The 24,155-nt window shown below is 65.6% G+C and carries 20 protein-coding genes; 14 read left to right on the forward strand and 6 right to left on the reverse strand.

Annotated elements, in window-relative coordinates; translation table 11 throughout:
* Nucleotides 1-41: 41 nt before the first annotated feature.
* Together Herbaro_RS06610 and gorA are read left to right on the forward strand one after the other, a co-directional pair.
* Nucleotides 42-1,718: an ABC transporter permease gene (locus Herbaro_RS06610; protein ID WP_275013035.1), complete on the forward strand. Its 1,677-nt coding sequence runs from the start codon at nt 42-44 to the stop codon at nt 1,716-1,718.
* A 53-nt stretch (nt 1,719-1,771) separates the two neighbouring features.
* Nucleotides 1,772-3,139, forward strand: coding sequence for a glutathione-disulfide reductase (gorA, locus tag Herbaro_RS06615; RefSeq protein WP_275013036.1), 1,368 nt, complete (start codon nt 1,772-1,774; stop codon nt 3,137-3,139).
* A 73-nt stretch (nt 3,140-3,212) separates the two neighbouring features.
* Here gorA and Herbaro_RS06620 read toward each other — a convergent pair whose 3' ends face one another.
* On the reverse strand, nt 3,213-4,532 hold the full coding sequence (locus tag Herbaro_RS06620) for a phospholipase A (RefSeq protein ID WP_275013037.1): 1,320 nt from the start codon (nt 4,530-4,532) through the stop codon (nt 3,213-3,215).
* 364 nt (nt 4,533-4,896) lie between these two features.
* Between Herbaro_RS06620 and Herbaro_RS06625 the strand changes: the two genes are divergently transcribed.
* Both Herbaro_RS06625 and Herbaro_RS06630 read left to right on the forward strand, forming a co-directional pair.
* Entirely contained in the window at nt 4,897-6,990 is a 2,094-nt protein-coding gene (locus Herbaro_RS06625) for a putative bifunctional diguanylate cyclase/phosphodiesterase (protein WP_275013038.1), read from the forward strand.
* A gap of 288 nt (nt 6,991-7,278) precedes the next feature.
* Nucleotides 7,279-8,910, forward strand: a complete 1,632-nt coding sequence (locus Herbaro_RS06630; protein ID WP_275013039.1) for a methyl-accepting chemotaxis protein — start codon at nt 7,279-7,281, stop codon at nt 8,908-8,910.
* A 124-nt stretch (nt 8,911-9,034) separates the two neighbouring features.
* On the opposite strand, the gene Herbaro_RS06635 is transcribed toward Herbaro_RS06630, so the two are convergent.
* From Herbaro_RS06635 to wrbA, 4 genes are all read right to left on the reverse strand, one after another.
* Entirely contained in the window at nt 9,035-9,484 is a 450-nt protein-coding gene (locus Herbaro_RS06635) for a hypothetical protein (RefSeq protein ID WP_275013040.1), read from the reverse strand.
* 104 nt (nt 9,485-9,588) lie between these two features.
* Nucleotides 9,589-10,995, reverse strand: coding sequence for an FAD-binding oxidoreductase (locus Herbaro_RS06640; RefSeq protein ID WP_275013041.1), 1,407 nt, complete (start codon nt 10,993-10,995; stop codon nt 9,589-9,591).
* Between the two features lie 65 nt (nt 10,996-11,060).
* Nucleotides 11,061-11,456 carry a DUF2069 domain-containing protein gene (locus Herbaro_RS06645; protein WP_275013042.1) on the reverse strand — a complete coding sequence of 132 codons (396 nt, stop codon included), beginning with the start codon at nt 11,454-11,456 and terminating at the stop codon, nt 11,061-11,063.
* Complete coding sequence (wrbA, locus tag Herbaro_RS06650; protein WP_275013043.1) at nt 11,453-12,088, reverse strand: NAD(P)H:quinone oxidoreductase; 636 nt, start codon at nt 12,086-12,088, stop codon at nt 11,453-11,455. Before wrbA ends, Herbaro_RS06645 begins: the two co-directional genes overlap by 4 nt.
* Nucleotides 12,089-12,422: 334 nt before the next feature.
* Here wrbA and Herbaro_RS06655 point away from each other — a divergent pair, with 334 nt between their 5' ends.
* Nucleotides 12,423-13,769 carry a YihY family inner membrane protein gene (locus tag Herbaro_RS06655; protein WP_275013044.1) on the forward strand — a complete coding sequence of 449 codons (1,347 nt, stop codon included), beginning with the start codon at nt 12,423-12,425 and terminating at the stop codon, nt 13,767-13,769.
* A gap of 15 nt (nt 13,770-13,784) precedes the next feature.
* Here the strand turns inward: Herbaro_RS06655 and Herbaro_RS06660 are convergent, their stop codons facing one another.
* Nucleotides 13,785-14,105: an Mpo1-like protein gene (locus Herbaro_RS06660; RefSeq protein WP_275013045.1), complete on the reverse strand. Its 321-nt coding sequence runs from the start codon at nt 14,103-14,105 to the stop codon at nt 13,785-13,787.
* A 246-nt stretch (nt 14,106-14,351) separates the two neighbouring features.
* Between Herbaro_RS06660 and Herbaro_RS06665 the strand changes: the two genes are divergently transcribed.
* The 9 genes from Herbaro_RS06665 to asd all read left to right on the forward strand — a co-directional run bounded on the left by Herbaro_RS06665 (nt 14,352) and on the right by asd (nt 23,989).
* Nucleotides 14,352-14,813: a CBS domain-containing protein gene (locus Herbaro_RS06665; protein WP_275013046.1), complete on the forward strand. Its 462-nt coding sequence runs from the start codon at nt 14,352-14,354 to the stop codon at nt 14,811-14,813.
* A gap of 191 nt (nt 14,814-15,004) precedes the next feature.
* Nucleotides 15,005-16,894, forward strand: a complete 1,890-nt coding sequence (locus Herbaro_RS06670) for an MFS transporter (RefSeq protein ID WP_275013047.1) — start codon at nt 15,005-15,007, stop codon at nt 16,892-16,894.
* A 67-nt stretch (nt 16,895-16,961) separates the two neighbouring features.
* Nucleotides 16,962-18,050, forward strand: a complete 1,089-nt coding sequence (aroC, locus tag Herbaro_RS06675) for a chorismate synthase (RefSeq protein ID WP_275013048.1) — start codon at nt 16,962-16,964, stop codon at nt 18,048-18,050.
* A gap of 199 nt (nt 18,051-18,249) precedes the next feature.
* On the forward strand, nt 18,250-19,074 hold the full coding sequence (locus Herbaro_RS06680; protein ID WP_275013049.1) for a M48 family metallopeptidase: 825 nt from the start codon (nt 18,250-18,252) through the stop codon (nt 19,072-19,074).
* A gap of 215 nt (nt 19,075-19,289) precedes the next feature.
* A complete protein-coding gene (gene leuC / locus Herbaro_RS06685; RefSeq protein ID WP_275013050.1) occupies nt 19,290-20,690 on the forward strand; it encodes a 3-isopropylmalate dehydratase large subunit in 1,401 nt (466 codons plus the stop codon).
* Between the two features lie 27 nt (nt 20,691-20,717).
* Nucleotides 20,718-20,849, forward strand: a complete 132-nt coding sequence (locus tag Herbaro_RS06690) for an entericidin A/B family lipoprotein (RefSeq protein WP_275013051.1) — start codon at nt 20,718-20,720, stop codon at nt 20,847-20,849.
* A gap of 99 nt (nt 20,850-20,948) precedes the next feature.
* Nucleotides 20,949-21,596, forward strand: a complete 648-nt coding sequence (leuD, locus tag Herbaro_RS06695) for a 3-isopropylmalate dehydratase small subunit (protein WP_275013052.1) — start codon at nt 20,949-20,951, stop codon at nt 21,594-21,596.
* Between the two features lie 89 nt (nt 21,597-21,685).
* Nucleotides 21,686-22,756, forward strand: coding sequence for a 3-isopropylmalate dehydrogenase (leuB, locus tag Herbaro_RS06700; protein ID WP_275013053.1), 1,071 nt, complete (start codon nt 21,686-21,688; stop codon nt 22,754-22,756).
* A 120-nt stretch (nt 22,757-22,876) separates the two neighbouring features.
* Nucleotides 22,877-23,989: an aspartate-semialdehyde dehydrogenase gene (gene asd, locus Herbaro_RS06705; RefSeq protein WP_275013054.1), complete on the forward strand. Its 1,113-nt coding sequence runs from the start codon at nt 22,877-22,879 to the stop codon at nt 23,987-23,989.
* Nucleotides 23,990-24,155 lie beyond the last annotated feature (166 nt).

Below are 24,155 nucleotides of genomic sequence, written 5' to 3' on the forward strand. Positions count from 1 at the left end.
CCCGTTTCCACCGTCGTCGCCGTCACCGGCCTTTACCGCCCATGCACATCATCGGTTTGCTCGCAGTCCTGATCGCCTTGCCCATCCTCGGCATCCTCGGCGCCTGGTCCGGCCTGGACGCCGCCGGCATCGACAACCTGCGCCTGCAGATGCAGACCGTGCTGCCGGCCTACCTCGCCACCTCGGGCTGGCTGGCGCTGATGGTGACGCTGGGGGTGGTGCTGGTGGGCGGCGCAGCGGCGGTGACGATCAGCCTCTTCGAGTTCCGCGGCAAGCGCTTCCTGTCATGGGCGCTGCTGCTGCCGATGGCGATGCCGGCCTATGTGTCGGCCTATGCCTATACCGATTTCCTGCAATACGCGGGCGTCGTGCAGAGCAGCCTGCGGGCCTGGTTCCCGGGCGCGCGCTTCGACGTGCGCGGCCTGCCCGGCGCCATCTTCATGTTCGTCTTCACGCTCTATCCATACGCCTACCTGCTGGCGCGCAATGCGCTCTCCGAGCGTGGCGCGCACCTGATGGAAGCGGCGCGCATGCTGGGCACGCCGCCGGCCGAACGCATCCGGCGCGTGGCGCTGCCGCTGGCGCGCCCGGCGCTGATGGCCGGCGCCGCGCTGGCCCTGATGGAGACCCTGGCCGACTATGGCGTCTCGGCCTACTTCGGCTTGACCACTTTCACCACCGGCATCTATAAGGCCTGGGTAGTGCTGGACGACCGCATCGCCGCGGCCCAGTACGCCTCGGCCCTGCTGTTGTTCGTGGCAGCGCTGCTGTGGCTGGAGCGGCGCGAGCAGCAGCGCATGCGCTTTGCCAGTACCCGCGGCGCGCGCGTCGGCGACGGCGCCGAGGCGCGCCTGCCTGCGCTTTCCGGCGGCCGGGCGGCATGCGCTTGGCTGGTGTGCGGGCTGCCGGTGCTGCTGGGTTTTGCGCTGCCGGTGCTGATCCTGCTGCGGCTCTGGTGGGGCGAGCTGGGACGCGCCGCGTCCACCGGTTTGGACGATGTCCCGGCGGCGCTGTTCGATATCGGCCGCTATGCCGGTTGGGTGTGGAACAGTTTCCGCTTCGGCGGCATGGCGGCGCTGGCGGCCATCGCGCTGGCGTTGTCGCTGTGTTTCGCCCAGCGCGCCGGCGGCTTGTCGCGCGTGGCCGGTTGGCTGCTGCGCGTGGCCGCGCGGCTGGCGGGGATGGGCTATGCGATTCCTGGTTCGGTGATCGCCATCGGCATCCTGCTGCCGCTGGCCTGGCTGCAGGCGCTGTGGCCGGCGTCCGGCCTGGGCGTGCTGCTGACGGCCAGCTCGATCGGCGTGGTCTATGCGTATCTGGTACGCTTCACGGCGGTCGCGGTGCAGTCGGTGGAGTCCGGCTACACCCGCATCCCGGCCAGCCTGGACGAGGCGGCGCGCACCCTGGGCAGTTCGCGCGGCGCCATTGCCTGGCGGCTGCACGCGCCGTTGTTGTGGCGTTCGCTGGCGGTGGCGGCGCTGATGGTATTCGTTGACGTGGTGAAAGAATTGCCGGCGACCTTGCTGCTGCGCCCCTTCGATACCGACACCCTGGCCGTGATCGCCCACAACCTGGCGCGCGACGAGCGTCTGGGCGAAGCGGCCCTGCCGGCGCTGTCGATCGTGGCGGTGGGGCTGCTGCCGGTGCTGCTGGTGATGCGGGCGCTGGACGGCCCGTCGCGCCGCAGGGCCTTGCAATCGGGCATACCGCCCGCATAACGGCTGGACAATGCGCGGGCGATCCCGCGCGAACCGAGCATGGAGAACAGGAAATGAGCCAATACGATTACGACCTTTACACCATCGGCGGCGGTTCCGGCGGCGTGCGCGCGGCGCGCTTCGCCGGCCAGGCCGGCGCACGCGTGGGCCTGGCCGAGAAGGGCGACCTGGGCGGCACCTGCGTCAACGTAGGCTGCATTCCCAAGAAGCTGATGTCCTACAGCGCGCACTTCCACAGCGACTTCGCCGATGCCGCCGGCTACGGCTGGACGCTGGACGGCCAGCAGCGCTTCGACTGGACCACGCTGATCGCCAACAAGGATCGCGAGATCGCCCATCTGAACGATATCTACAAGCGCCTGCTGGACGGCGCCAACGTCGATCTGCATCGCGGCTTCGCCACCGTGGAGGATGCGCATACCGTCAACGTCGACGGCAAGCGCTTCACCGCCGGGCACATCCTGGTAGCCACCGGCGGTCACCCGGACAAGCCGGCGATTCCCGGCGCCGGGTTCGGCATCACCTCCGACGACTTCTTCCACCTGAAGGCGCTGCCCAAGCGCGCGGTGGTGCTGGGCGGCGGTTATATCGCGGTGGAGCTGGCTTCCATCCTCAACGGCCTGGGCAGCCAGGTGACCCTGGTCTATCGCCGCGAGCGCCTGCTGCGCACGATGGACGCCGACCTCGGCGTGTTCCTGGCCGACGAGATGGCCAAGAAGGGCATCCGGCTGGTGTTCGACGCCAACATCGAGGCGATCTCGGCGCAGGACGGCGGCGAGCAAACCGCCAAGGACGTGCGCCTGACCAACGGCGAGACCCTGCAGGCCGAGTGCGTGCTGTTCGCCACCGGCCGCACCCCGAATACAGGCAAGCTGGGGCTGGAGCAGGCCGGCGTGACGCTGGAGAAGAACGGCGCGATCAAGGTCAACGACGATTTCGAAAGCAGCGTGCCCTCCATCCTCGCGGTGGGCGACGTCATCGACCGCGTGGCGCTGACGCCGGTCGCGCTGGCCGAGGCCATGGTGGTGGTGGCGCGCCTGTTCGGCCGCGGCGAGCGCAAGATCTCCTACCAGAACATCCCGACGGCGGTATTCAGCCATCCCAACATCGGCACGGTCGGCCTCACCGAGGAAGAGGCGCGCAAGCAGGTCGGCGAGGTGAAGATCTTCAAGACCGATTTCAAGCCGCTCAAGAACACGCTCTCGCGCAATACCGAACGTACCTTCATGAAGCTGGTGGTGGATGCGGGCAGCGACCGCGTGCTGGGTGTGCACATGGTCGGCGGCGATGCCGGCGAAGTGATCCAGGGCTTTGCCGTGGCATTGCAATGCGGCGCCACCAAGGCGCAGTTCGACATGACCATCGGCATCCATCCGACCTCGGCCGAGGAGTTCGTGACCATGCGCACGCCGGTGGCCTGAAGCGATTGCCGCGCAATACGAAAAACGGGGATGACAGATGTCGTCCCCGTTTTTTTTCATCCCCGCCGGCGCATCATCGCCACAGCGCATAGCCGATGCGCAATTGCGGATGCTCCTTCTGGTTGTAGGTCAGCAGGCTCTCGCCATAGCCATAGAAATAGCTGGCCACCAGGTAGCCGGCGGTGCCCGGCAGCAGGCGCGAGAGCGGGTAGGAGACCTGGGTGTCGGCGCTGCCGTGGCTGCCGCCGCTGCCACGGCGCAGCGTGGTCGCGAGCTCCCAGCCATCGGGTTTGCCGTAGGCCAGCTTCAGGTCCATGTGGCCGCGGTAGCTGCCGATGTCGCGGTTGTCGCGCGTGGGGCCGAGGTAGGCGTAGAGCTTGGGCGAGACCGTCAGGTGGTAGTCGTTGAGGTTGCCGACGTTGAGCGTGGGCTGGACGAAATAGGTGTTCACGCTGCGCGAGTCGGCGCCATCCTTGCCGTTGGATTCATGCTCCAGGCCGGTGGCGATGCCGATGCGGCTGAACACGCCGTTGCGCAATCCCAGGTCGGGCAGGTAGTAGAACAGGCTGGGACGATAGCTGGTGTCGCGGAACGGCGCCGATGGCGCCGACAGGTCCCACAGCGAGAATTGCGTGTAGCCGAAGTAGAGATTGTTCAACAGGCTCCGGGAACGCGGATCGTCCGGCATGAAGAGGCGGAACTTGAAGCTGAGCTGGAACTTGGCGTTGGTGTTGTTGCCGCTGTCGCCGACCTGGAAATACATGGGCTCATGGAAGGACAGCCGCGTGCTGTTGGCCAGGATGTCTTCCGCCGCCGGCGCGCTGGCGGCGGCCGGGGCGTTGGCGCCGGGCGTGACCACCGAGGCCGAGGGCGCGATCGGCGCAGTCTTGCTGGCGGAGTCCGCCAGCGGCGCGTTGAGCAGGTCGGGCGATGCGGCCAGCGGCGGCAGGCCGGCGTCCGGGCGGACCACCGCCACCAGCACCGGCGAGGCGTCGATGCCGATGGGCTCGATGCGCACCATGCCGCGCAGGCGTTCGGGCAGCATCGCGCGGTAATGCACCTTGCGGAATTCGCCCCGTTTCAAGCTGACGCTGTCGGCGGCGCCGTCGCGCTGCAGCGCGATCTGCACCGGCGGGATCATGTCGGCCGAGGCGGCGACCGTCAGGGTCGGCGGCAGGCGGTAAGTGCCTTCGTCCTGCTCATCCTCGCTCACCAGAAGGGTGAGTTCAAGCGGCTTGCTGGCGTCGATGCGCTTGGCCGGCTGCAGCACCGAGATGCCGGCCTGGGCGGCGCCGGGCAATAGCAGGCAGAGCGATGCCGCGCGCAGCGCGCCGGCCAAAGGGAACCGCGCGCCGGGCGCATGCGGTTTGCGTGGAGTACTGAAGCGGCGCATATTGTCCTTGTTGAAGTTGTATGAATGGTGGCCGTTGAATCAGAAGGCGCGTCGGCGAATGGATCCGCCATTGTTGATTCTTGTAAAGATCGGGCCTGATGCAGAGATCAAATGTCGCCGATAAAGTTGCCGGACTCGCGTCCGCACGACGCCCGCGGGCTTGTCGAAATGTCAATCTGACAACGGGTATTCCCTGATTGTGGCAGAATGAGGCCCCCACTAAGCTTGCTTCAGCAGTGGCTGGGAATGATTTGATCTGGGGCGGTTTTCCCGTCGGGAAGGGAGAATCCAGGGGCGAGCGGGCGAGGGACCCGCACCCGGCATATCCCGACAACCGACGTTCTGATACGTACTACCAATTGCCATGTTAAGCGCTACTTACGACCACTTGCTGGTGGTCGTCTCACTCCTGGTCGCAATCCTCGCCTCCTACACGGCGCTGGATATGGCCGAGCGCATCAATACCACCAGCGGCCAGCAGGCCGGCGCGGCCCGCATGTGGCTGGCCGGCGGCGCCGTCGCCATGGGCATCGGCATCTGGTCGATGCACTTCATCGGCATGCTGGCTTTCCGCCTGCCCATCATGCTGGGCTACGATCCCTGGATCACCGTGCTGTCGCTGGTGATCGCCATCGCCGTGTCCGGCTACGCCCTGTGGACCGTGACCCGCACCGACCTGCCGCTGCGCCGCCTGGGCAAGAGCGCCCTGCTCATGGGCATCGGCATCGCCGGCATGCACTATACCGGCATGGCCGCCATGCGCATGAATCCCGGCATCGAGTATGACCCGCTGCTGTTCACGGCATCGGTGGCCATCGCCATCGCCGCCTCCGCCGCAGCGCTGTGGATCGCCTTCCATCTGCGCAAGAACACCCCTTACGTGCGGGCCGCGCGCGCCGGCGCCTCGGTGGTGATGGGCGCGGCCATCGTCGGCATGCACTACACCGGCATGGCGGCCGCCAACTTCCGTTCCGATGCGATCTGCACGGCCGCGCGCGAGGGCGTCAGCCCCGGCTGGCTGGCGATCCTGATCGTGGTGGTGACGCTGGCGGTGCTGACCATCGCGCTGCTGACCTCGGTGCTGGATGCGCGGCTGGAATCGCGCACCGCCAAGCTGGCGCGTTCGCTGGCCGAAGCCAATGAAGAACTGACGCAGATGGTGCTGCACGACCAGCTCACCAAGCTGCCCAACCGCACGCTGCTGGAAGATCGCCTGACCCAGGCCATCAACAAGGCGGCCCGCAGCAACGGCCATTTCGCGCTGATGTTCATGGACCTGGACGGCTTCAAGGCCATCAACGATTCGCTGGGCCACCACATCGGCGACCGCCTGCTGGTCGAGGTGGCGGATCGCCTGATCTGCTCCATGCGCGCGCACGACACGGTGGCGCGCCTGGGCGGCGACGAGTTCGTGATCCTGGTGGAACTGGCCCGGCCCGACGACGCCATGCCGGTCGCCGAGAAGCTGGTGGAGGTGGTGGGCCAGCCCTTCACCGTCGAAAAGCACGAACTGCGCGTCTCGGCCAGCGTCGGCATCGCCATCTACCCGGACGACGGCAGCACCCGCCACGACCTGGTGATCAACGCCGACGCCGCGATGTACCACACCAAGCGCAGCGGCCGCAACGGCTACAACTTCTTCGAGCCGTCCATGAACGCCAACGCGCACAACCAGCTTCAATGGCTGCAGGACCTGCGCGTGGCGCTGGAGCGCAAGCAGTTCAGGCTGGTCTACCAGCCCAAGTTCCGTTCGCCCGACGGCCCGGTGATCGGCGCCGAGGCGCTGCTGCGCTGGCAGCATCCGGTGCATGGCGTGGTCGGCCCGGATGAATTCATCGGACTGGCCGAGCGCTCCGGCCTGATCATCCCGATCGGCGCCTGGGTGCTGGACGAAGCCTGTCGCCAGATGCGCGAGTGGATGGCGCTGGGCTACAGCAACTGGAAGATCGCGGTGAATTTGTCGGCATTGCAGTTCGCCGATCCCAACCTGCTGGAGCTGGTGCGCGGCACGCTGGAGAAGCATCAGTTGCCGCCGCGTTGCCTGACGCTGGAAGTGACCGAGTCGACCGCCATGCACGACACCGCGGCCAGCATGCAGACGCTGGAGAAGATCGCCGAGCTGGGCGTGGATATCTCGATCGACGATTTCGGCACCGGCTATTCCAGCCTGCTGTACCTCAAGCGGCTGCCGGCCAACGAACTCAAGATCGACCGCGGTTTCGTGCGCGACCTCTCGGCCGGCACCGAGGACGCGGCTATCGTCTCGGCCATCGTGGCGCTGGGCCGCACGCTCAATCTGCGCATCGTGGCAGAGGGGGTGGAGACGCAACTGCAGCAGGACTTCCTCACCTCGGTGGGCTGCGATGCATTGCAAGGCTATCTGATGGGCCGCCCGATGGCGCCCGAACAGTTCCTGCAGGCAATCCGCCCCTTGCAGGAAGCCATGGGGCAGGCCTGATTTCGGCGTGACGCCGGCCTGGAATCGAATGATTTTCCTAACGCCCGGGAATTGCCGGGCGTTTTTCTTTGCGCCGTCCGGAAGTCCGCCCGGGGCGCGCCGCAGCGCCGCGATTCCCATCCGATAAATTGGCCGTTGCCGCACCGGTTATTCCGGCGATGGGTTTGTCCGGGCCGCCTTCAAGATGCACTGACCAGCTGGCTGCCCGGGGAGGGTGGCGTACCCGCCGCGCGCGGGGGGAGCAAAATCAGAAATGCCGGCGTCGACCGGCGGAGGACGGAGTACACCATGAGCATCATCGGCAACATGAAAATCGGCAAGCGCCTGGCGCTGGGCTTCGCCGTCATCCTGGGCTTGTCGGTCCTGATCACTGGCATCGGGATGTGGCGCCTGCAGACGCTGGCCCAGGGCACCCAGCAGATGATGGACAAGCCCATCGCCAAGGAACGCTACATCTCCGACTGGTACCGCAACACCTACGCTGGCATCCGCCGCGCCACCGCGGTGGCCAAGAGCACCGATCCCTCGCTGTCGGCCTTCTTCAAGCCCGAGACCGACGAAGCCACGCGCGTGTCGACGGTGCTGCAGAAGAACGTCGAGGCGCTGGTCGAGAGCGAGGAAGAAAAGCAGCTGCTCACCAAGATCACCGGCACGCTGCGCAAGCAATACCTTGCCACCCGCGACGTCATCTACAAGGAAAAGGCCAAGGACAATCCCGACCAGGAATTCATCAAGAACGCGCTGGAAAAAGACTACCTGCCGGCCGCCAGGGCCTACCAGGAAGGCGTGGAACAGCTGATGAACCTGCAGCGCAAGACGCTGGACGAACTGGCCGTGACCAATGAGCGCATCGCCAACCAGAGCGCGGTCATGCTGGGCGTGCTGGAAGTGCTGGTGCTGGCCTTCGGCGTCGTCTGCGCCTGGTTCCTGACGGTGGGCATCACCCGCCCGCTCAATACCGCGGTGATGGTGTCGCGCCAGGTGGCGCAGGGCGACCTGACCGCCGAGATCACGGTCAAGAGCAAGGACGAGGCGGGCCAGCTGCTGCAGGCATTGCATGACATGAACTCCAGCCTGCGCAACATCGTCAGCAACGTGCGGGTGGGCACCGAGACCATCAACACCGCATCCTCGGAAATCGCCAACGGCAACCTCGACCTGTCCGGCCGCACCGAGCAGCAGGCCGGCGCGCTGGAAGAGACCGCCTCGGCGATGGAGCAGCTCACCTCCACCGTCAAGCAGAACGCCGACAACGCGCGCCAGGCCAACCAACTGGCCGCCTCCGCCTCGGAAGTGGCGGAGCAGGGCGGCACGGTGGTCAGCCAGGTGGTGCAGACCATGGCCTCGATCAACGATTCCTCGCGCAAGATCGTCGACATCATCAGCGTGATCGACGGCATCGCCTTCCAGACCAACATCCTGGCGCTCAATGCAGCGGTGGAAGCCGCGCGCGCCGGCGAGCAGGGCCGCGGCTTCGCGGTGGTCGCCTCGGAAGTGCGTTCGCTGGCGCAACGCTCGGCGGCCGCCGCCAAGGAGATCAAGGGCCTGATCGATGATTCGGTGGAGAAGGTCGGCGCCGGCAGCCAGCTGGTGGCGCAAGCCGGCAACACCATGGACGAGGTGGTGGCCAGCGTGCGCCGCGTGACCGACGTGATGTCGGAGATCACCGCAGCCAGCCATGAGCAGAGCACCGGTATCGAGGAAGTCAATCGCGCCATCGCGCAGATGGACGAGAACACGCAGCAGAACGCGGCGCTGGTCGAGCAGGCCGCGGCCGCGGCGCAATCGCTGCAGGAGCAGGCCGGCAAGTTGTCGCAACTGGTCTCGGTATTCAACCTGCGCGGCGAGGCCCTGCCGGGCATGGCGCAGCAGCCCGCGCGGATCATCGACGTTTCGCCGGAGCGCGCGCGCCTGCCGTGAGGGCGGCGCAATGAGATGCATGACCCGCTTTGAATCGCGAGCGGGCGCAAGGAACTCCTGAGGGGGAGGTTTGGGGCGGGCGGCCTGGTTGGCGTCCGCCCTTTTTGTCGCCTGCGCGCGCCGCTCAGGAAGGCGCTGCGCACTCCAGCCGATATTGCTCGTCGGCGCGGCGCGCCTTGCGGCGCGCGTTCTCCAGCGTCTTGTCCTGGATCAGCAAGGGTTGCGCCTGCGCGGCTTGCAGATCCTGCCCGGCCCAGCGGCGATGCAACTCCAGCCGGAGGCATTTCTTCCCTTGAGCGGCGTCCGCTTTCTCCTTTTTCTCCCTATTCTCTTTTCGGCGCGCGCCTGCGGATGTCGGATCGCTTTTGCCGGCGCGGGCGGGCGATCCCTGCCGGAATGCCGGGATCGTCGGCAGCGATTGCAGGGGAGGCGCCTGGCGCTGCGCATCGTCGCAAGGCTGGTCGGCATAGACGACGGCGTCGTCGCCGCTGCATTTGTAGATGGCGGCGAAGCACGGCGAGCTCGCCAGCAGGAGGGGGAGCGCGCAAAGGCGCAGGCAGTGACGAAGGATCATGGGGCTCGCGGCAAGGGGAAGAAGGGCGCGTCCCGACGAACGCGCGACCAGGCTCCCTGCCGCTGCAGATGAGATCGGGCCGCTCTGTCGGCGGCCTGGTGGGCTCAGATGACCTTGCCCGGATTCATCAGATTGTGCGGATCCAGCGCCTGTTTGATGGCGCGCATGAGGCCAAGTTCTACCGGCGACTTGTAGCGCGTGATTTCTTCGCGCTTGAGGGCGCCCAGGCCGTGTTCGGCCGAGATCGAGCCGCCGAAGCGATCCACGCTGTCGTACACCACCTGGTTGATGGCGTGCTGCCGGCCGAGGAATTCGGCGTCGGCCACGCCTTCCGGCGGCGAGACGTTGTAGTGCAGGTTGCCGTCGCCCAGGTGGCCGAAGGTGACCATGCGGCAGGACGGCGCGGCCTGCTGCACCAGGCGGTCGGTGACTTCGATGAATTCGGCGATGCGGGAGATCGGCACCGAGATGTCGTGCTTGATGTTCTTGCCCTCATGCGCCTGCGCCATCGAAATGTTCTCGCGCAGTTGCCAGAGCGATTTCGATTGCGCGATGGAGGACGCGATCACGGCGTCGTCGATGATGCCGTGTTCCAGCGCGTCGCCGATCACGTCCTCGAAGATGGTGCGGGCGTGCGCTTCCGATTCGCTGTCCGACAGCTCCAGCAGCACGTATTGCGCATGGCGCGCGGCGAAGGGCAGGCGCTGGTCGGCGAAGTGCTTGCACACCAGCTGCAGGCAGAAATCCGACATCAGCTCAAAGCCCGTCAGGGCCGGGCCGCAGCGCGCCTGCGCGCGGTTCAGCAGTTGCAGCGCCTGCGCCGGCGAGTCCAGCGCGGCCAGCGCGGTGACCTGGGCGCGCGGCTGCGGGAAGAGCTTGAGCACCGCGCCGGTGATCACGCCCAGCGTGCCTTCGGCGCCGATGAATAGGTCGCGCAGGTCGTAGCCGGTGTTGTCCTTGCGCAGGCCCTTGAGGCTGCTCATCACCTCGCCCTGCGCGGTCACCACCTCCAGCCCCAGGCACAGCTCGCGCGTATTGCCATAGCGCAGCACGCCGGTGCCGCCGGCATTGGTGGATAGGTTGCCGCCGATGGTGCAGCTGCCCTCGGCCGCCAGCGACAGCGGGAACAGCCGGTCCGCCGCCGCCGCAGCCTGCTGGATGTGCTGCAGGATGCAGCCGGCGTCCACCGTCATGGTGTTGTTGACCGGATCGACGGCGCGGATGCGGTTCATCCGGCGCAGCGACAGCACCGCCGCATTGCCCTGCTGGTCGGGCACGCTGCCCAACACCAGTCCTGTATTGCCGCCTTGCGGCACCAGCGGCACGCGGTATTGCGCGCACAGCTTGACGATGGTCGCCGTCTCGCCGGTGTCGGCCGGACGCAGCACGGCGACGGCGCGGCCGGTGTAGCGCCCGCGTTGGTCGGTCAGGTAGCCGGCGGTGTCGCCCGCTTCGGTCAGGACATGCGCCGCGCCGATGGCCGTGCGGCAGGCTTGCAGGAATTCATTCATGGCTGTGCGATGACGGGTTCCGCGCGCCGGACGGCGCGCGGAGGAGGAGCGGAGGGGGCGGGGATTTACTGCGACGCCTTCTGGATCGCCTGGCGGGCGATTTCCTTGGCGGCCTTCTTGAACGGGTGCAGGTACAGCAGCGCGCACATGAAGTAGATGCCGGACAGCGCCACTTCGCCCCAGCCCAGCAGCACCGAGGTATGCGAGGCGTCGCTGGTGGCGCGTACCAGGCCTTCGGCCAGGTAGACCAGGATCAGCATCGACGACCATTGCATGGTGTAGACATCGCGCTTGAGCACGCCGCGCAGCGGCAGCAGCAGCGGCACCACCTTGAGCACCATCCACGAGCCGCCCGGCCGCAGCGGCGCCAGCGCCAGTTCCCAGGCCAGGCATAACAGGATCAGGAAAATCAGGCTGGCGGTGGCTCCTGCGTGGAAATAGCGTGCGCGGCTGCTGCTCATGATGGTCTCCGTAATTGTTTTGCGGTCTCTGCCAGCCTTTTTCCCAGCGCAATGGCCAGGGCGCGCGAGTCGTCCGACAGCGGCTGGTTGCCGTTGACGCCCGCCCAGTGGCTGGCCCCGTAAGGGGTGCCGCCACTGCTGGTATTCATCAGTTCCGGATGCGTGTAGGGCAAGCCCAGCAGCAGCATGCCGTGGTGCAGCAGGGGAATCATCATCGACAGCAGGGTGGACTCCTGGCCGCCGTGCATGCTGCCGGTCGAGGTGAAGACGCAGGCCGGCTTGCCTGCCAGCGTGCCGGAGAGCCACTGCGGCGCGGTGCCGTCCCAGAAATATTTCATCGCCGCGGCCATGTTGCCGAAGCGCGTCGGCGAACCCAGCGCCAGGCCGTGGCAGTCTTCCAGGTCGGACGCTTCCACATAGGGCGCGCCGCTGGCCGGCACATCCGGTTCGACCGCTTCGGCCACCGTCGACACCGCCGGCACCGTGCGCAGGCGCGCGTCGCAGCCGGGCACGCTTTCCACGCCCTGGGCGATCAGCTCGGCCAGCTTGCGGGTGGCGCCGTGGCGCGAGTAATACAGCACCAGCACGGTGACGTTGGCGGAGGAGGCGGGGGAGGTGGCGGCGGTGTTCATGAAGTCATTATATTTCCGTTTTTTTCCCTTGCCTCATTCGGGAATCGTTCGGACCGGCGCTTTTTTGTTGAAAAATGCAGCCGATCAAATGAAGAAAATCCATCGAAGCGCGCGGTTTTTTAGGATTTGCCGTCTGCTTGGGCGATAATCGCCACAGTTCCCGATGCCGCCGGGTGCGCCGCCGCCACCTTCGGCCGGCAGGCGCCGCGGCCGTCGGCATGACCCGTCGAGGGGCGGGCCGGCAGGAACCATGCAAGCGCGGGAACGGTCTTCCCGCGTTGTTTTTCGTTTGTCGCACACACCAATGGCTCCTTTGCGTTTTTCCTTTTCCCATATGCGAGGCCTGACACGTCAGCAGTTGCGCGATCTGTTCCGCTTCGCCGCGCGCCGGCTGGGCGAGGATCGCCTGCCGCAGGTGGCGGGCAGCCTGACCTTCACCACCATCCTGTCGCTGGTGCCGATGCTGACCATCGCGCTGGCGCTGTTTACCGCCTTCCCGCTGTTCTCGACCTTCCGCGCCTCGCTGGAGGCCTACTTCGTCGAGAACCTGATGCCCAAGGGCGTGGCCAACACCATCGTCGGCTACCTCAACCAGTTCGCCTCGAAATCGGCGCGGCTGTCGGCGGTGGGCGCGGTGGCGCTGATCCTGACCTCGGTGCTGACCATGTCCACCATCGAGAGCGTGTTCAACCAGATCTGGCGCGTCAAGAAGTCGCGCCCGCTGCTGCAGCGGGTCTTGGTGTACTGGGCCATCATCACGCTGGGGCCGCTCCTGATCGGGGTGTCGATCAGCGTGACCTCCTACCTTTCGACGGCCACCGGCGGCGCCGTCAAGAGCTTGCCGTGGCTGGGCACGACCTTCTACGCGCTGGTGTCGCTGACGCTTTCGACGCTGGCCTACACGCTGCTCTACAGCACCGTGCCCAACCAGACCGTGGACTGGCGCGACGCGCTGGCCGGCGGCGTGGTGGCCGGCATCTGCGTGGAAATCTCCAAGCGCCTGTTCGCGGTCTACATCCTCCAGTTCCCGACCTATACGGTGGTCTACGGGGCGGTGGCGGTGCTGCCGATCTTCCTGGTGTGGGTCTACATGATGTGGATGATCACGCTCATGGGGGCGCTGCTGACGGCGGCGCTGCCGGTGGTGCGCTACGAGCGCTGGTGGCACGTCTCGTCGCCGGGGGCGGAGTTCATCGACGCGGTCAAGCTGCTCAAGTTCCTGCATGCCGCGCGCGTGGGTGTGGATTCGGCAGTGGTCGCCATGGATGAGGTGCGCCGCGCCACCCACCTGGGCCTGGGCGAGCTGCAGCACCTGCTGGGCCAGATGGCCGAGGCCGGATGGGTGGCCTCGGTCAAGCCGGAGACCTCGCGCAAGGCGGCCTGGAACCGTCGCATCACCGACGACATGGATCGCTGGACGCTGGTGGCCAACCCCGCCGCGCTGAAGCTGGCGCAGGTCTACAAGCTGTTCGTGTTCGATCCGGCCGTGCTGCAGCAGGCCGAGGAGGACGGCGCGCTGGCCACCCGGGTCGGTTCGGCCATCGACGCCGTGCTCGAACAATCGCTGGAAGATTATTGCCTGGCGCATGAGGCAGTGCAGCAAAGCTTGGCCGCCACCGTCGCGGCCACGCCGTATGCCGCCGTGCCGCTGGAGGAGCGGCGCCGCATGTGGGAACGCTGAGCGCCGGGCGGCGCTTCAGAAGGAAATCTGGCCGGTCAGCATCTGCCAGTACATCACCCAGTCGCCCATGAAGGAATAGAACGGATGGCGGAAGGTCGCCGGCCGGTTCTTCTCGACCACGAAATGGCCGATCCAGGCGAAGCCGTAGCCGCACAGCACGGCCGCCGCCAGCCACCACCACTGATGGGTGATCAGCACCAGCATCAGGCACAGCAGCGCCAGCGTCGAGCCGAGGAAATGCAGCTGGCGGTTGGTTCGATGCGAGTGTTCGCTCAGGTATGACGGATAGAAATCGCTGAATCCGGCGTATTCACGGTCGGGCAGTGCAGTGGACACGCTCATCTCCCAGAATGCTGATGTTTTCAGCTTAGTCAGCGCGAGCGCGATATTCAAATGCCGGCGGCAAGCCGGCGAAATAGTTTCGTCCCGGCGCGATTGGCGGTTGCCCAAATCGCGCGCTTGACCGTACCATGTGGCCATGCGGCGCCGGATGTGCAGGCGCGTCGCATGTTGCCTGCATGAATTGGATTTTTCAGGCACCATCGCCTACATTCAAAACAGCACAATATTTAGGACGACATCATGAAAGTCTCTGAAATCCTGAAGGTCAAAGGCAACATCCTCTTCACCGTCACGCCGGAAACCCCGATTCAGGAGGCCGTCACCGCCATGGCCGAGAAAGACATCGGCTCGCTGGTGGTCATGGAATACGGCGACCTGGTCGGCATGCTGACCTTCCGCGAAGTGCTGCTGACGCTGCACAAGAACGGCGGCGCCCTGGGCGGCTCGACCGTGCGCAAGCACATGAACGATGCGCCGATCACCGTCACCCCCGATACCGACTTGAACGAAGTGCGCCGCATCATGCTGGAAAAGCACGCGCGCTATGTGCCGGTGATGGAGGCGCGCACCGTGCTGGGCGTGATGTCCTTCTATGACGTCGCCAAGGCGGTGCTGGATGCGCAGGGCTTCGAGAACAAGATGCTCAAGGCCTACATTCGCGACTGGCCGGCCGAGGAAGAGGAGCGCGAGAACAACAGCTGAGCCGCGCGGGCGCTCGCGCCGGGGCCGGCCGGCGGCGCCGGCAGCGGCCGGCGCATCGCGGTTCCCGCCGACGCCCGAACCGTTCCCCCGGGAGCGGTTTTTTATTGCCTGGGCCGACCTTCATCGATCTTCAGGCCAGTTCTCGTCGTTTCGCCATTGCAGAATCCACCGATCCACGCCACGATCCGTCCATGCAAAAGAACAACCAGTTCACCCTGTTCGCCCAACGGCGCTTCGCCCCTTTCTTCTGGACCCAATTCCTCGGCGCGCTCAACGACAACGTCTTCAAGACCGCGTTGATGACCATCCTGACCTACGACGCCCTGTCGTGGACGACGATGGATACCGGGTTGCTCAACAACCTCATCCCGGGTCTCTTCATCCTGCCGTTCTTCCTGTTCTCGGCCACCGCCGGCCAACTGGCGGACAAGCTGGAGAAGGGGCGGGTGGCGCGTTTCGTCAAGCTGCTGGAGATCGCCATCATGGCCGTCGCCGCCTATGGCTGGATGACGCACCACCTGTGGCTGCTGGTGGCGGCGGTGGTCGGCATGGGCATCCATTCGACCCTGTTCGGCCCGGTCAAGTACGCCTACCTGCCGCAACAGCTGCGGCGCGAGGAACTGGTCGGCGGCAACGGCCTGATCGAGATGGGCACCTTCGTGGGCATCCTGCTGGGCGAGATCCTGGGCGCGGTGCTGGTGGTGTACAAGCCCTGGGGGCTGCAGCTGGTGGCCGGCGTGACGCTGGGCTTTGCCGTGCTGGGCTGGCTGGCCAGCCTGGGCATCCCGGATTCGCCGGCGCCGGCCCCGGCGCTCAAGGTCAACTGGAATCCGTTGACCGAAACCGTGCGCAACCTGGGCTTCTCGCGGCGCAACCGTACGGTGTTCCTGTCGCTGCTGGGCAATTCCTGGTTCTGGTTCTACGGCGCCATCATGCTGGCGCAGTTCCCGCTCTACGCGAAGAACTACCTGCACGGCGACCATAGCGTGTTCGTGCTGCTGCTGGCGGTGTTCTCGGTGGGCATCGGCGCCGGTTCGCTGCTGTGCGAGCGGCTGTCCGGCCGCAAGGTGGAGATCGGCCTGGTGCCGTTCGGCGCGATCGGCCTGTCGGTATTCGGCTTGGAGCTGTACTTCGCCAGCCGCGCGTATGCGGCGCCGGCGGCGGTCCTCGACCTGGCCGGCTTCCTGGCGCATGGCGGCAGCTGGCGCATCCTGCTCGACTGCCTGGGCATCGGCGTGTTCGGCGGCTTCTACATCGTGCCGCTGTTCGCGCTGATCCAGACCCGCTGCGACCCGGCCCACATCTCGCGCACCATCGCCGGCATGAACATCATGAACGCGCTGTTCATGGTGGTGGCCGCGCTGGTGGCGATGGCGCTGCTCAAGGCCGGCTTCACGATTCCCGAGATCTTCCTGGTCACGGCGATCCTCAATGCGGTGGTGGCGGCCTACATCTTCTCGCTGGTGCCGGAATTCCTGATGCGCTTCCTGGCCTGGCTGCTGATTCACACCTTCTACCGCGTACGCGTGACCAACGGCGAAGCCATTCCCGTACACGGCGCCGGCGTGCTGGTGTGCAACCATGTCAGCTATGTCGACGCCATCGTCATCATGGCGGCCAGCCCGCGGCCGATCCGCTTCGTGATGGATCACCAGATCTTCAAGATCCCGGTGCTGTCCTGGGTGTTTCGCAACGCCCGCGCGATTCCCATCGCGCCGGTCAAGGAAAACCCCTGGCTGACCGAGAAGGCCTTCGTCGATATCGCCCAGGCGCTGCACGAGGGCGAGCTGGTGTGCATCTTCCCCGAAGGCAAGCTCACCCGCGACGGCGAGATGAATCCCTTCCGCGGCGGCGTACTGAAGATCATCGAGCGCACGCCGGTGCCGGTGCTGCCGATGGCGCTGCGCGGGCTGTGGGGCAGCCTGCTGTCGCGCGACCCGGGCAATCCGCTGGCGCGCCGCTTCAAGCGGGGCCTGTTCTCGCGACTGCAACTGGTGGTGGGTGAACCGATCCCGCCCGGGGAGGTGTCGCCGGAGCTGCTGCAGGAGAGGGTCGGCGCGCTGCGCGGCGAGTGGAAGTAGGGCGCTCGTCGCCGGCGCGCGGGACTGGTAAAATCGCTCTTTTACCCGTCCTTGCGCGAATCCCATCATGTCCGGCAATACCCTCGGTACTCTCTTCACGGTCACCACCTTCGGCGAATCCCACGGCCCGGCCATCGGCTGCGTGGTCGACGGCTGCCCGCCGGGGATGACGCTGTCGGAGGCCGACATCCAGCCGGAACTGGATCGCCGCCGCCCCGGCACCTCGCGCCACGTCACGCAGCGCCAGGAGCCCGACACCGTCGAGATCCTGTCCGGCGTGTATGAAGGCAAGACCACCGGCACCCCGATTGCGCTGCTGATCCGCAACCAGGACCAGCGCAGCAAGGACTACGGCAACATCCTCGACACCTTCCGTCCCGGCCATGCCGACTATACCTACTGGCACAAGTACGGCATCCGCGATCCGCGCGGCGGCGGCCGCTCGTCGGCGCGCCTGACGGCGCCGGTAGTGGGCGCGGCGGCCATCGCCAAGAAGTGGCTGTTCGAGAAGTACGGCACCACCTTCAAGGGCTGCATGAGCCAGCTGGGCGAGATCGCGATTCCGTTCCAGTCCTGGGAGCACGTGCCCAACAACCCCTTCTTCGCCGCCAACGCCGACATCATTCCCCGCCTGGAGGACTACATGGACGCCCTGCGCAAGGAAGGCGACTCCATCGGCGCGCGCATCGAGGTGGTGGCGCAGAACGTGCCGGTCGGCCTGGGCGAGCCGCTGTACGACAAGCTCGACGCCGAGATCGCCTTTGCGCTGATGGGCATCAACGCGGTCAAGGGCGTGGAGATCGGGGCCGGTTTCCGATCGGTGGCGCAGAAGGGCTCGGAGCACGGCGACGCGCTGACGCCTGCAGGCTTCGTCGGCAACAACGCCGGCGGCATCCTGGGCGGCATCTCGACCGGGCAGGACATCACCGCCTCCATCGCCATCAAGCCGACCTCCAGCATCCGCACGCCGCGCCCGTCGATCGACAAGGACGGCAACCCGATCTCGGTGGAAACCTTCGGCCGCCACGATCCCTGCGTGGGCATCCGCGCCACGCCGATCGCCGAGGCCATGCTGGCGCTGGTGCTGATGGACCACGCGCTGCGCCATCGCGCGCAATGCGGCGATGTCAAGGTCGATACGCCGCAGCTGCGCTGATCGATCCTTTTCGAGACAAGAGCCGGCCGTCGTCAAGCGATCGCCGGCTTTTGTTTTTCCTGAACCATTTCGTGCCGGCGGCGCTCCGAATTGCGCGGAAAATGCCGCCGGCGATGCGCGCGCAGGCGGTATCATCGCTGCCGGGAAATATCTTTCCGGCAGCTATCCATATCAACGATGCAATCCAAAGGAGGCGGACATGGCGCTGAACCCCATCATCAAGAACAGCATGCTGGCGCTGACCCTGGCCGGACTGGTCGCATGCGAGACCGTGCAGACCACCCAGGGCGGCGCCGTCGGCATCGACCGCAAGCAGAGCATGCTGGTGTCCTCGAAGGACATGGAAACCCAGGCCAGCAAGGAGTACCAGCAGGTGCTGGCCGAAGCCCGCGGCAAGGGTCTCCTGAACCGCAACGCGGCGCAGGCCCAACGGGTCAAGACCATCGCCAATCGCCTGATTCCGCAGACCGGCGTGTTCCGTCCCGATGCGCTGAAGTGGAGTTGGGAAGTCAACGTGCTGAACTCCGACGACACCAACGCCTGGTGCATGCCGGGCGGGAAGATCGCGGTCTATACCGGCCTGATCGACAAGCTGAAGATCACCGATGACGAACTGGCCGCGGTGATGGGCCACGAGATCGCCCACGCGCTGCGCGAGCATGCGCGCGAGCGCGCCTCGCAGCAGATGGTCGCCAACTCGGCCATCTCCATCGGCGCGGCGCTGCTGGGCCTGGGCGACGTCGGCCAGCAGGGCGCGCAGTACGCCTACATGGGCTTGATGGGCTTGCCCAATTCGCGCGCCAACGAGACCGAGGCCGACCGCATCGGCGTCGAGCTGGCCGCGCGCGGCGGCTACGACCCGAAGGCGGCGGTGACGCTGTGGCAGAAGATGGCCAGGCTGGGCGGGGAGGAGCCGATGAAGTTCATGTCCACCCACCCCTCCAGCGCCGACCGCATTGCCGACCTGACGGTGTACGCGCAACGGGTCGAGCCGCTCTACCAGCAGGCGCGCAAGACGCGCTGAGCGCGAAGCTTGCTTCCCTGGAACCCGGCCTGCAAATGCCGGGTTTTTTGTTTGCGCCGCTTCTTCTGCGCTTTTTCTGCTGCTTCGCAGCATTATTGGCTGTTGTTGCCGTGCGGCGGAAAACACGGCGGGAAGGTAAGACCTGTCGCTTTATGGCATAATCAAATGCTGTTTTCAACGATCAGCATCCCTTTCTGTTTCCGCAGGACCGCAACATGCTCAAGACGCTTTACGACAAACTCTGGGAGTCGCACGTCGTTCATACGGAAGATGACGGTACCGCCATCCTGTATATCGACCGCCATCTGCTCCACGAGGTGACCAGCCCGCAAGCCTTCGAAGGCTTAAAGCTAGCCGGACGTCAACCATGGCGTAATTCGGCCAACCTGATGGTGGCGGACCACAACGTCCCCACCACCGATCGCGCAAATGGCATCGCCGACCCGATCTCGCGCCTGCAGGTCGAGACCCTGGACGGCAACGCCAAGGAATACGACCTGACCTATTTCGGCATGAACGACAAGCGTCAGGGCATCGTCCACGTGATCGGCCCCGAGCAGGGCGCCACGCTGCCCGGCATGACGGTCGTCTGCGGCGACTCGCACACTTCCACGCACGGCGCCTTCGCCGCGCTGGCGCATGGCATCGGCACCTCCGAAGTGGAGCACGTGCTGGCCACGCAAACGCTGCTGGCGCGCAAGTCCAAGGCCATGCTGGTGCAGGTCGACGGCGCGCTGCCGGCCGGCGTCACCGCCAAGGACATCGTGCTGGCCGTGATCGGCAAGATCGGCACCGCCGGCGGCACCGGCTACGCCATCGAATTCGCCGGCTCGACCATGCGCTCGCTGTCCATGGAAGGCCGAATGACGGTGTGCAACATGGCCATCGAAGCGGGTGCGCGCGCCGGTATGGTGGCCTTCGACGACACCACGATGAACTACCTGAAGGGCCGCCCGTATTCGCCGGCAGGCCCGCACTGGGAGCGCGCGGTGTCGTACTGGCGCACGCTGCATTCCGATCCGGGCGCCAAGTTCGACATGGTCGTCACGCTCAACGCCGCCGACATCAAGCCGCAGGTCACCTGGGGCACCTCGCCCGAGATGGTGGTGTCGGTTGACGCCCGCGTGCCCGATCCCGACAAGGAAAAGGACCCGACCAAGCGCGACGGCATGGAAAAGGCCCTTGCCTACATGGCCCTGAAGCCCAATACCCCGATCGAGGACATCCGCATCGACAAGGTGTTCATCGGCTCCTGCACCAACTCGCGCATCGAAGACCTGCGCGAAGCGGCGGCGGTGGTGCGCGGCAAGTTCCGCGCCTCCAACGTCAAGCTGGCGATGGTGGTGCCGGGTTCCGGCCTGGTCAAGGAGCAAGCCGAACGCGAAGGCCTGGACCGGATATTCCGTGACGCCGGCTTCGAATGGCGCGAGCCGGGCTGCTCGATGTGCCTGGCCATGAACGCCGACCGCCTGGAACCGGGCGAGCGCTGCGCGTCGACCTCGAACCGCAATTTCGAGGGCCGTCAGGGCGCAGGCGGCCGTACCCACCTGGTGAGCCCGGCGATGGCCGCGGCCGCAGGCATCGCCGGCCACTTCGTCGACGTGCGCTCGCTGTAAGCTGCATTTTTTCGAGAGAGAATAAACATGAAAAAAATCTCCGCCCTGTTCCTGCTGCTCGCAGCCCTGGCCTCGCTGGCCGGCTGCAATACCGTCAACGGCTTCGGCAAGGACGTGCAGCAGGCCGGTGAAAAGATGCAGGACGCCAGCAAGAAGTAATCTGGAAACCGCCGCGGCCGCCACGCCGCAGCGGCAGTTTTTGAACAGAAACAGGAAGGGCGCAGCGGCATTGCATGCCGGTCGCGCCGACTCAAGGCCATGAATAAATTTATCGTCCACGAAGGTCTGGTTGCACCGCTCGATCGCGCCAACGTCGATACCGATGCCATCATTCCGAAGCAGTTCCTGAAGTCGATCAAGCGCAGCGGCTTCGGCCCCAACCTGTTCGACGAGTGGCGCTACCTCGACCACGGCGAGCCGGGCATGGACAATTCCAAGCGCCCGCTGAACCCGGACTTCGTGCTCAACCAGCAGCGCTATCAGGGCGCCTCTATCCTGCTGGCGCGCAAGAATTTCGGCTGCGGCTCCTCGCGCGAGCACGCGCCGTGGGCGCTGGACCAGTACGGCTTCCGCGCGGTGATCGCGCCAAGCTTCGCCGACATCTTCTTCAACAACTGCTACAAGAACGGCCTGCTGCCGATCGCGCTGTCCGAACAGCAGGTCGACCGCCTGTTCAATGAAGTGAAGGCTTTCCCCGGCTATCGCCTGATCATCGACCTGGAAAAGCAGGTGGTCACCACCACCAGCGGCAGCGAAGCCTTCCCGTTCGACATCAGCGAATTCCGCAAGTACTGCCTGCTCAACGGCTTCGACGATATCGGCCTGACTCTACGCAAATCGGACACCATTCGTGCCTACGAAGAGAAACGCCTGTACGAACAGCCCTGGCTGAGCAACACGATCTGAGCGGATCGTCGGAAACACAGCAAAGGGCGGTCAGATGACCGCCCTTGTCATTCATAACCCTGAAATCCATCTTGAGAAAAGAGAGTGCCATGAAGATTGCAATCCTGCCGGGTGACGGCATCGGTCCTGAAATCGTCGACCAGGCGGTTCGCGTGCTGAATTCGCTGGGCGAAAAGTTCGAGATGGAAAGCGCCCCGGTCGGCGGCGCCGGCTACGAGGCGCATGGCCACCCGCTGCCGGACGGCACCTTGAAGCTGGCCAAGGAAGCCGACGCCATCCTGTTCGGCGCGGTGGGCGACTGGAAGTACGACAAGCTGGAGCGCGCGCTGCGCCCCGAGCAAGCCATCCTGGGCCTGCGCAAGCACCTGCAGCTGTTCGCCAACTTCCGTCCGGCGATCTGCTACCCGGAACTGACCGGCGCTTCCTCCCTCAAGCCCGAGCTGGTGGCCAACCTCGACATCCTGATCGTGCGCGAGCTCAACGGCGACATCTACTTCGGCCAGCCGCGCGGCATGCGCGAAGCGCCGGACGGTCCGTTCAAGGGCGCCCGCGAAGGATTCGATACAATGCGTTATTCGGAGCCGGAAATCCGCCGCATCGCGCACGTCGCTTTCCAGGCCGCGGCCAAGCGCGGCGGCCGCCTGTGCAGCGTGGACAAGGCCAACGTGCTGGAAACCTTCCAGTTCTGGAAAGACATCGTCACCGAAGTCGGCAAGGAATATCCCAACGTCGAGCTGTCGCACATGTACGTGGACAATGCGGCCATGCAGCTGGTCAAGGCGCCGAAGAACTTCGACGTGATCGTCACCGGCAACATGTTCGGCGACATCCTGTCCGACGCCGCCGCCATGCTGACCGGTTCCATCGGCATGCTGCCCTCGGCTTCGCTGGACGCCAACAACAAGGGCCTGTACGAACCCTCGCACGGTTCGGCGCCGGACATCGCGGGCAAGGGTATCGCCAATCCGCTGGCGACCATCCTGTCGGCGGCGATGATGCTGCGCTTCTCGCTGAACCGCGCCGAGCAGGCCGACCGCATCGAAAACGCCGTGAAGAAAGTGCTTGCGCAAGGCCTGCGCACCGCCGATATTTACGAAGAGGGCACCACCAAGGTCAACACCCAGCAGATGGGCGAGGCGGTGGTCAAGGCCCTGGGTTGAGAATCCGTTCGCGGCGCGCCAGCCAGGCTGGACGCGGCGCGGACAGAGCCGATGCCGGATATCCCGGCATGTTGTTCAATTGACGTTGATAACCATGGAAGTACTAAATAGGGAAAGATGATGAAACTGGTTGGTTTGGTTGGCTGGCGTGGAATGGTGGGTTCGGTCCTGATGCAGCGCATGCAGGACGAGGGTGATTTCGATCACATCGAACCGGTGTTTTTCTCGACTTCGAATGCAGGCGGCAAAGCGCCGTCGTTCGCCAAGACGGCGACGACGCTGAAAGACGCCAACAGCATCGATGAGCTGAAAAAATGCGACATCATCATTACCGCGCAGGGCGGCGACTACACCACAGAGATCTTTCCCAAGCTGCGCGCCGCCGGCTGGGACGGCTACTGGATCGACGCCGCCTCGACCCTGCGCATGAAAGATGACGCCGTAATCGTGCTCGATCCGGTCAACAACAACGTCATCAAGGACGCGCTGGCCAAGGGCGTGAAGAACTACATCGGCGGCAACTGCACCAACTCCATCCTGCTGATGGGCGTGGGCGGCCTGTTCAAGGAAGGCCTGGTCGAGTGGGTCAGCTCCATGACCTACCAGGCCGCTTCCGGCGGCGGCGCCAACCACATGCGTGAGCTGTTGAAGGGCATGGGCGTCATCAACGCCGCCGTGGCCGATGAGCTGGCCACGCCGTCGTCGGCGATCCTGGACATCGACCGCAAGGTCGCCAAGACCATCCGTGAAGACGTGCCGACCGAGTTCTTCGGCGCGCCCCTGGCCGGTGGTTTGATCCCCTGGATCGACGCGCAGCTGGAGAACGGCCAGTCCAAGGAAGAGTGGAAGGGCCAGGCCGAAGTGAACAAGATCCTCGGCAACGAGAAGATCATTCCGGTCGACGGCCTGTGCGTGCGCATCGGCGCCATGCGTTGCCATAGCCTGGCGCTGACCATCAAGCTCAAGCGCGACCTGCCGCTGTCGGAAATCGAGTCCATCATCCGCGCCGGCAACCAGTGGGTGAAATGGGTACCCAACGAGCGTCCGGTAACGGTCAAGGAACTGACCCCGGCAGCCGTCACCGGCGGCCTGGAAATCGGCGTGGGCCGCGTGCGCAAGCTGAACCAGGGCCCGGAATACATTTCTGCGTTCGTCATCGGCGACCAACTGCTGTGGGGCGCCGCCGAGCCGCTGCGCCGCATGCTGCGCATCATCCTGGGCAACCTGGACTGAAAGGGCGGGAGTCGCCGGGTTTCCTGGCGGCATCCCGCGATGCCGGCTGAATGCGAATAAGGCTTGCCTACATCGTTGTCAGTCTGCAACAATAGCCCGCCATCGGTCACTCATGTGGCCGCTGGCGGGTTTTTCTCGTCTTGAGAACTTGGTTACACTTGCGGGT

The organism is Herbaspirillum sp. WKF16, assembly GCF_028993615.1.
Lineage (GTDB): Bacteria > Pseudomonadota > Gammaproteobacteria > Burkholderiales > Burkholderiaceae_D > Herbaspirillum.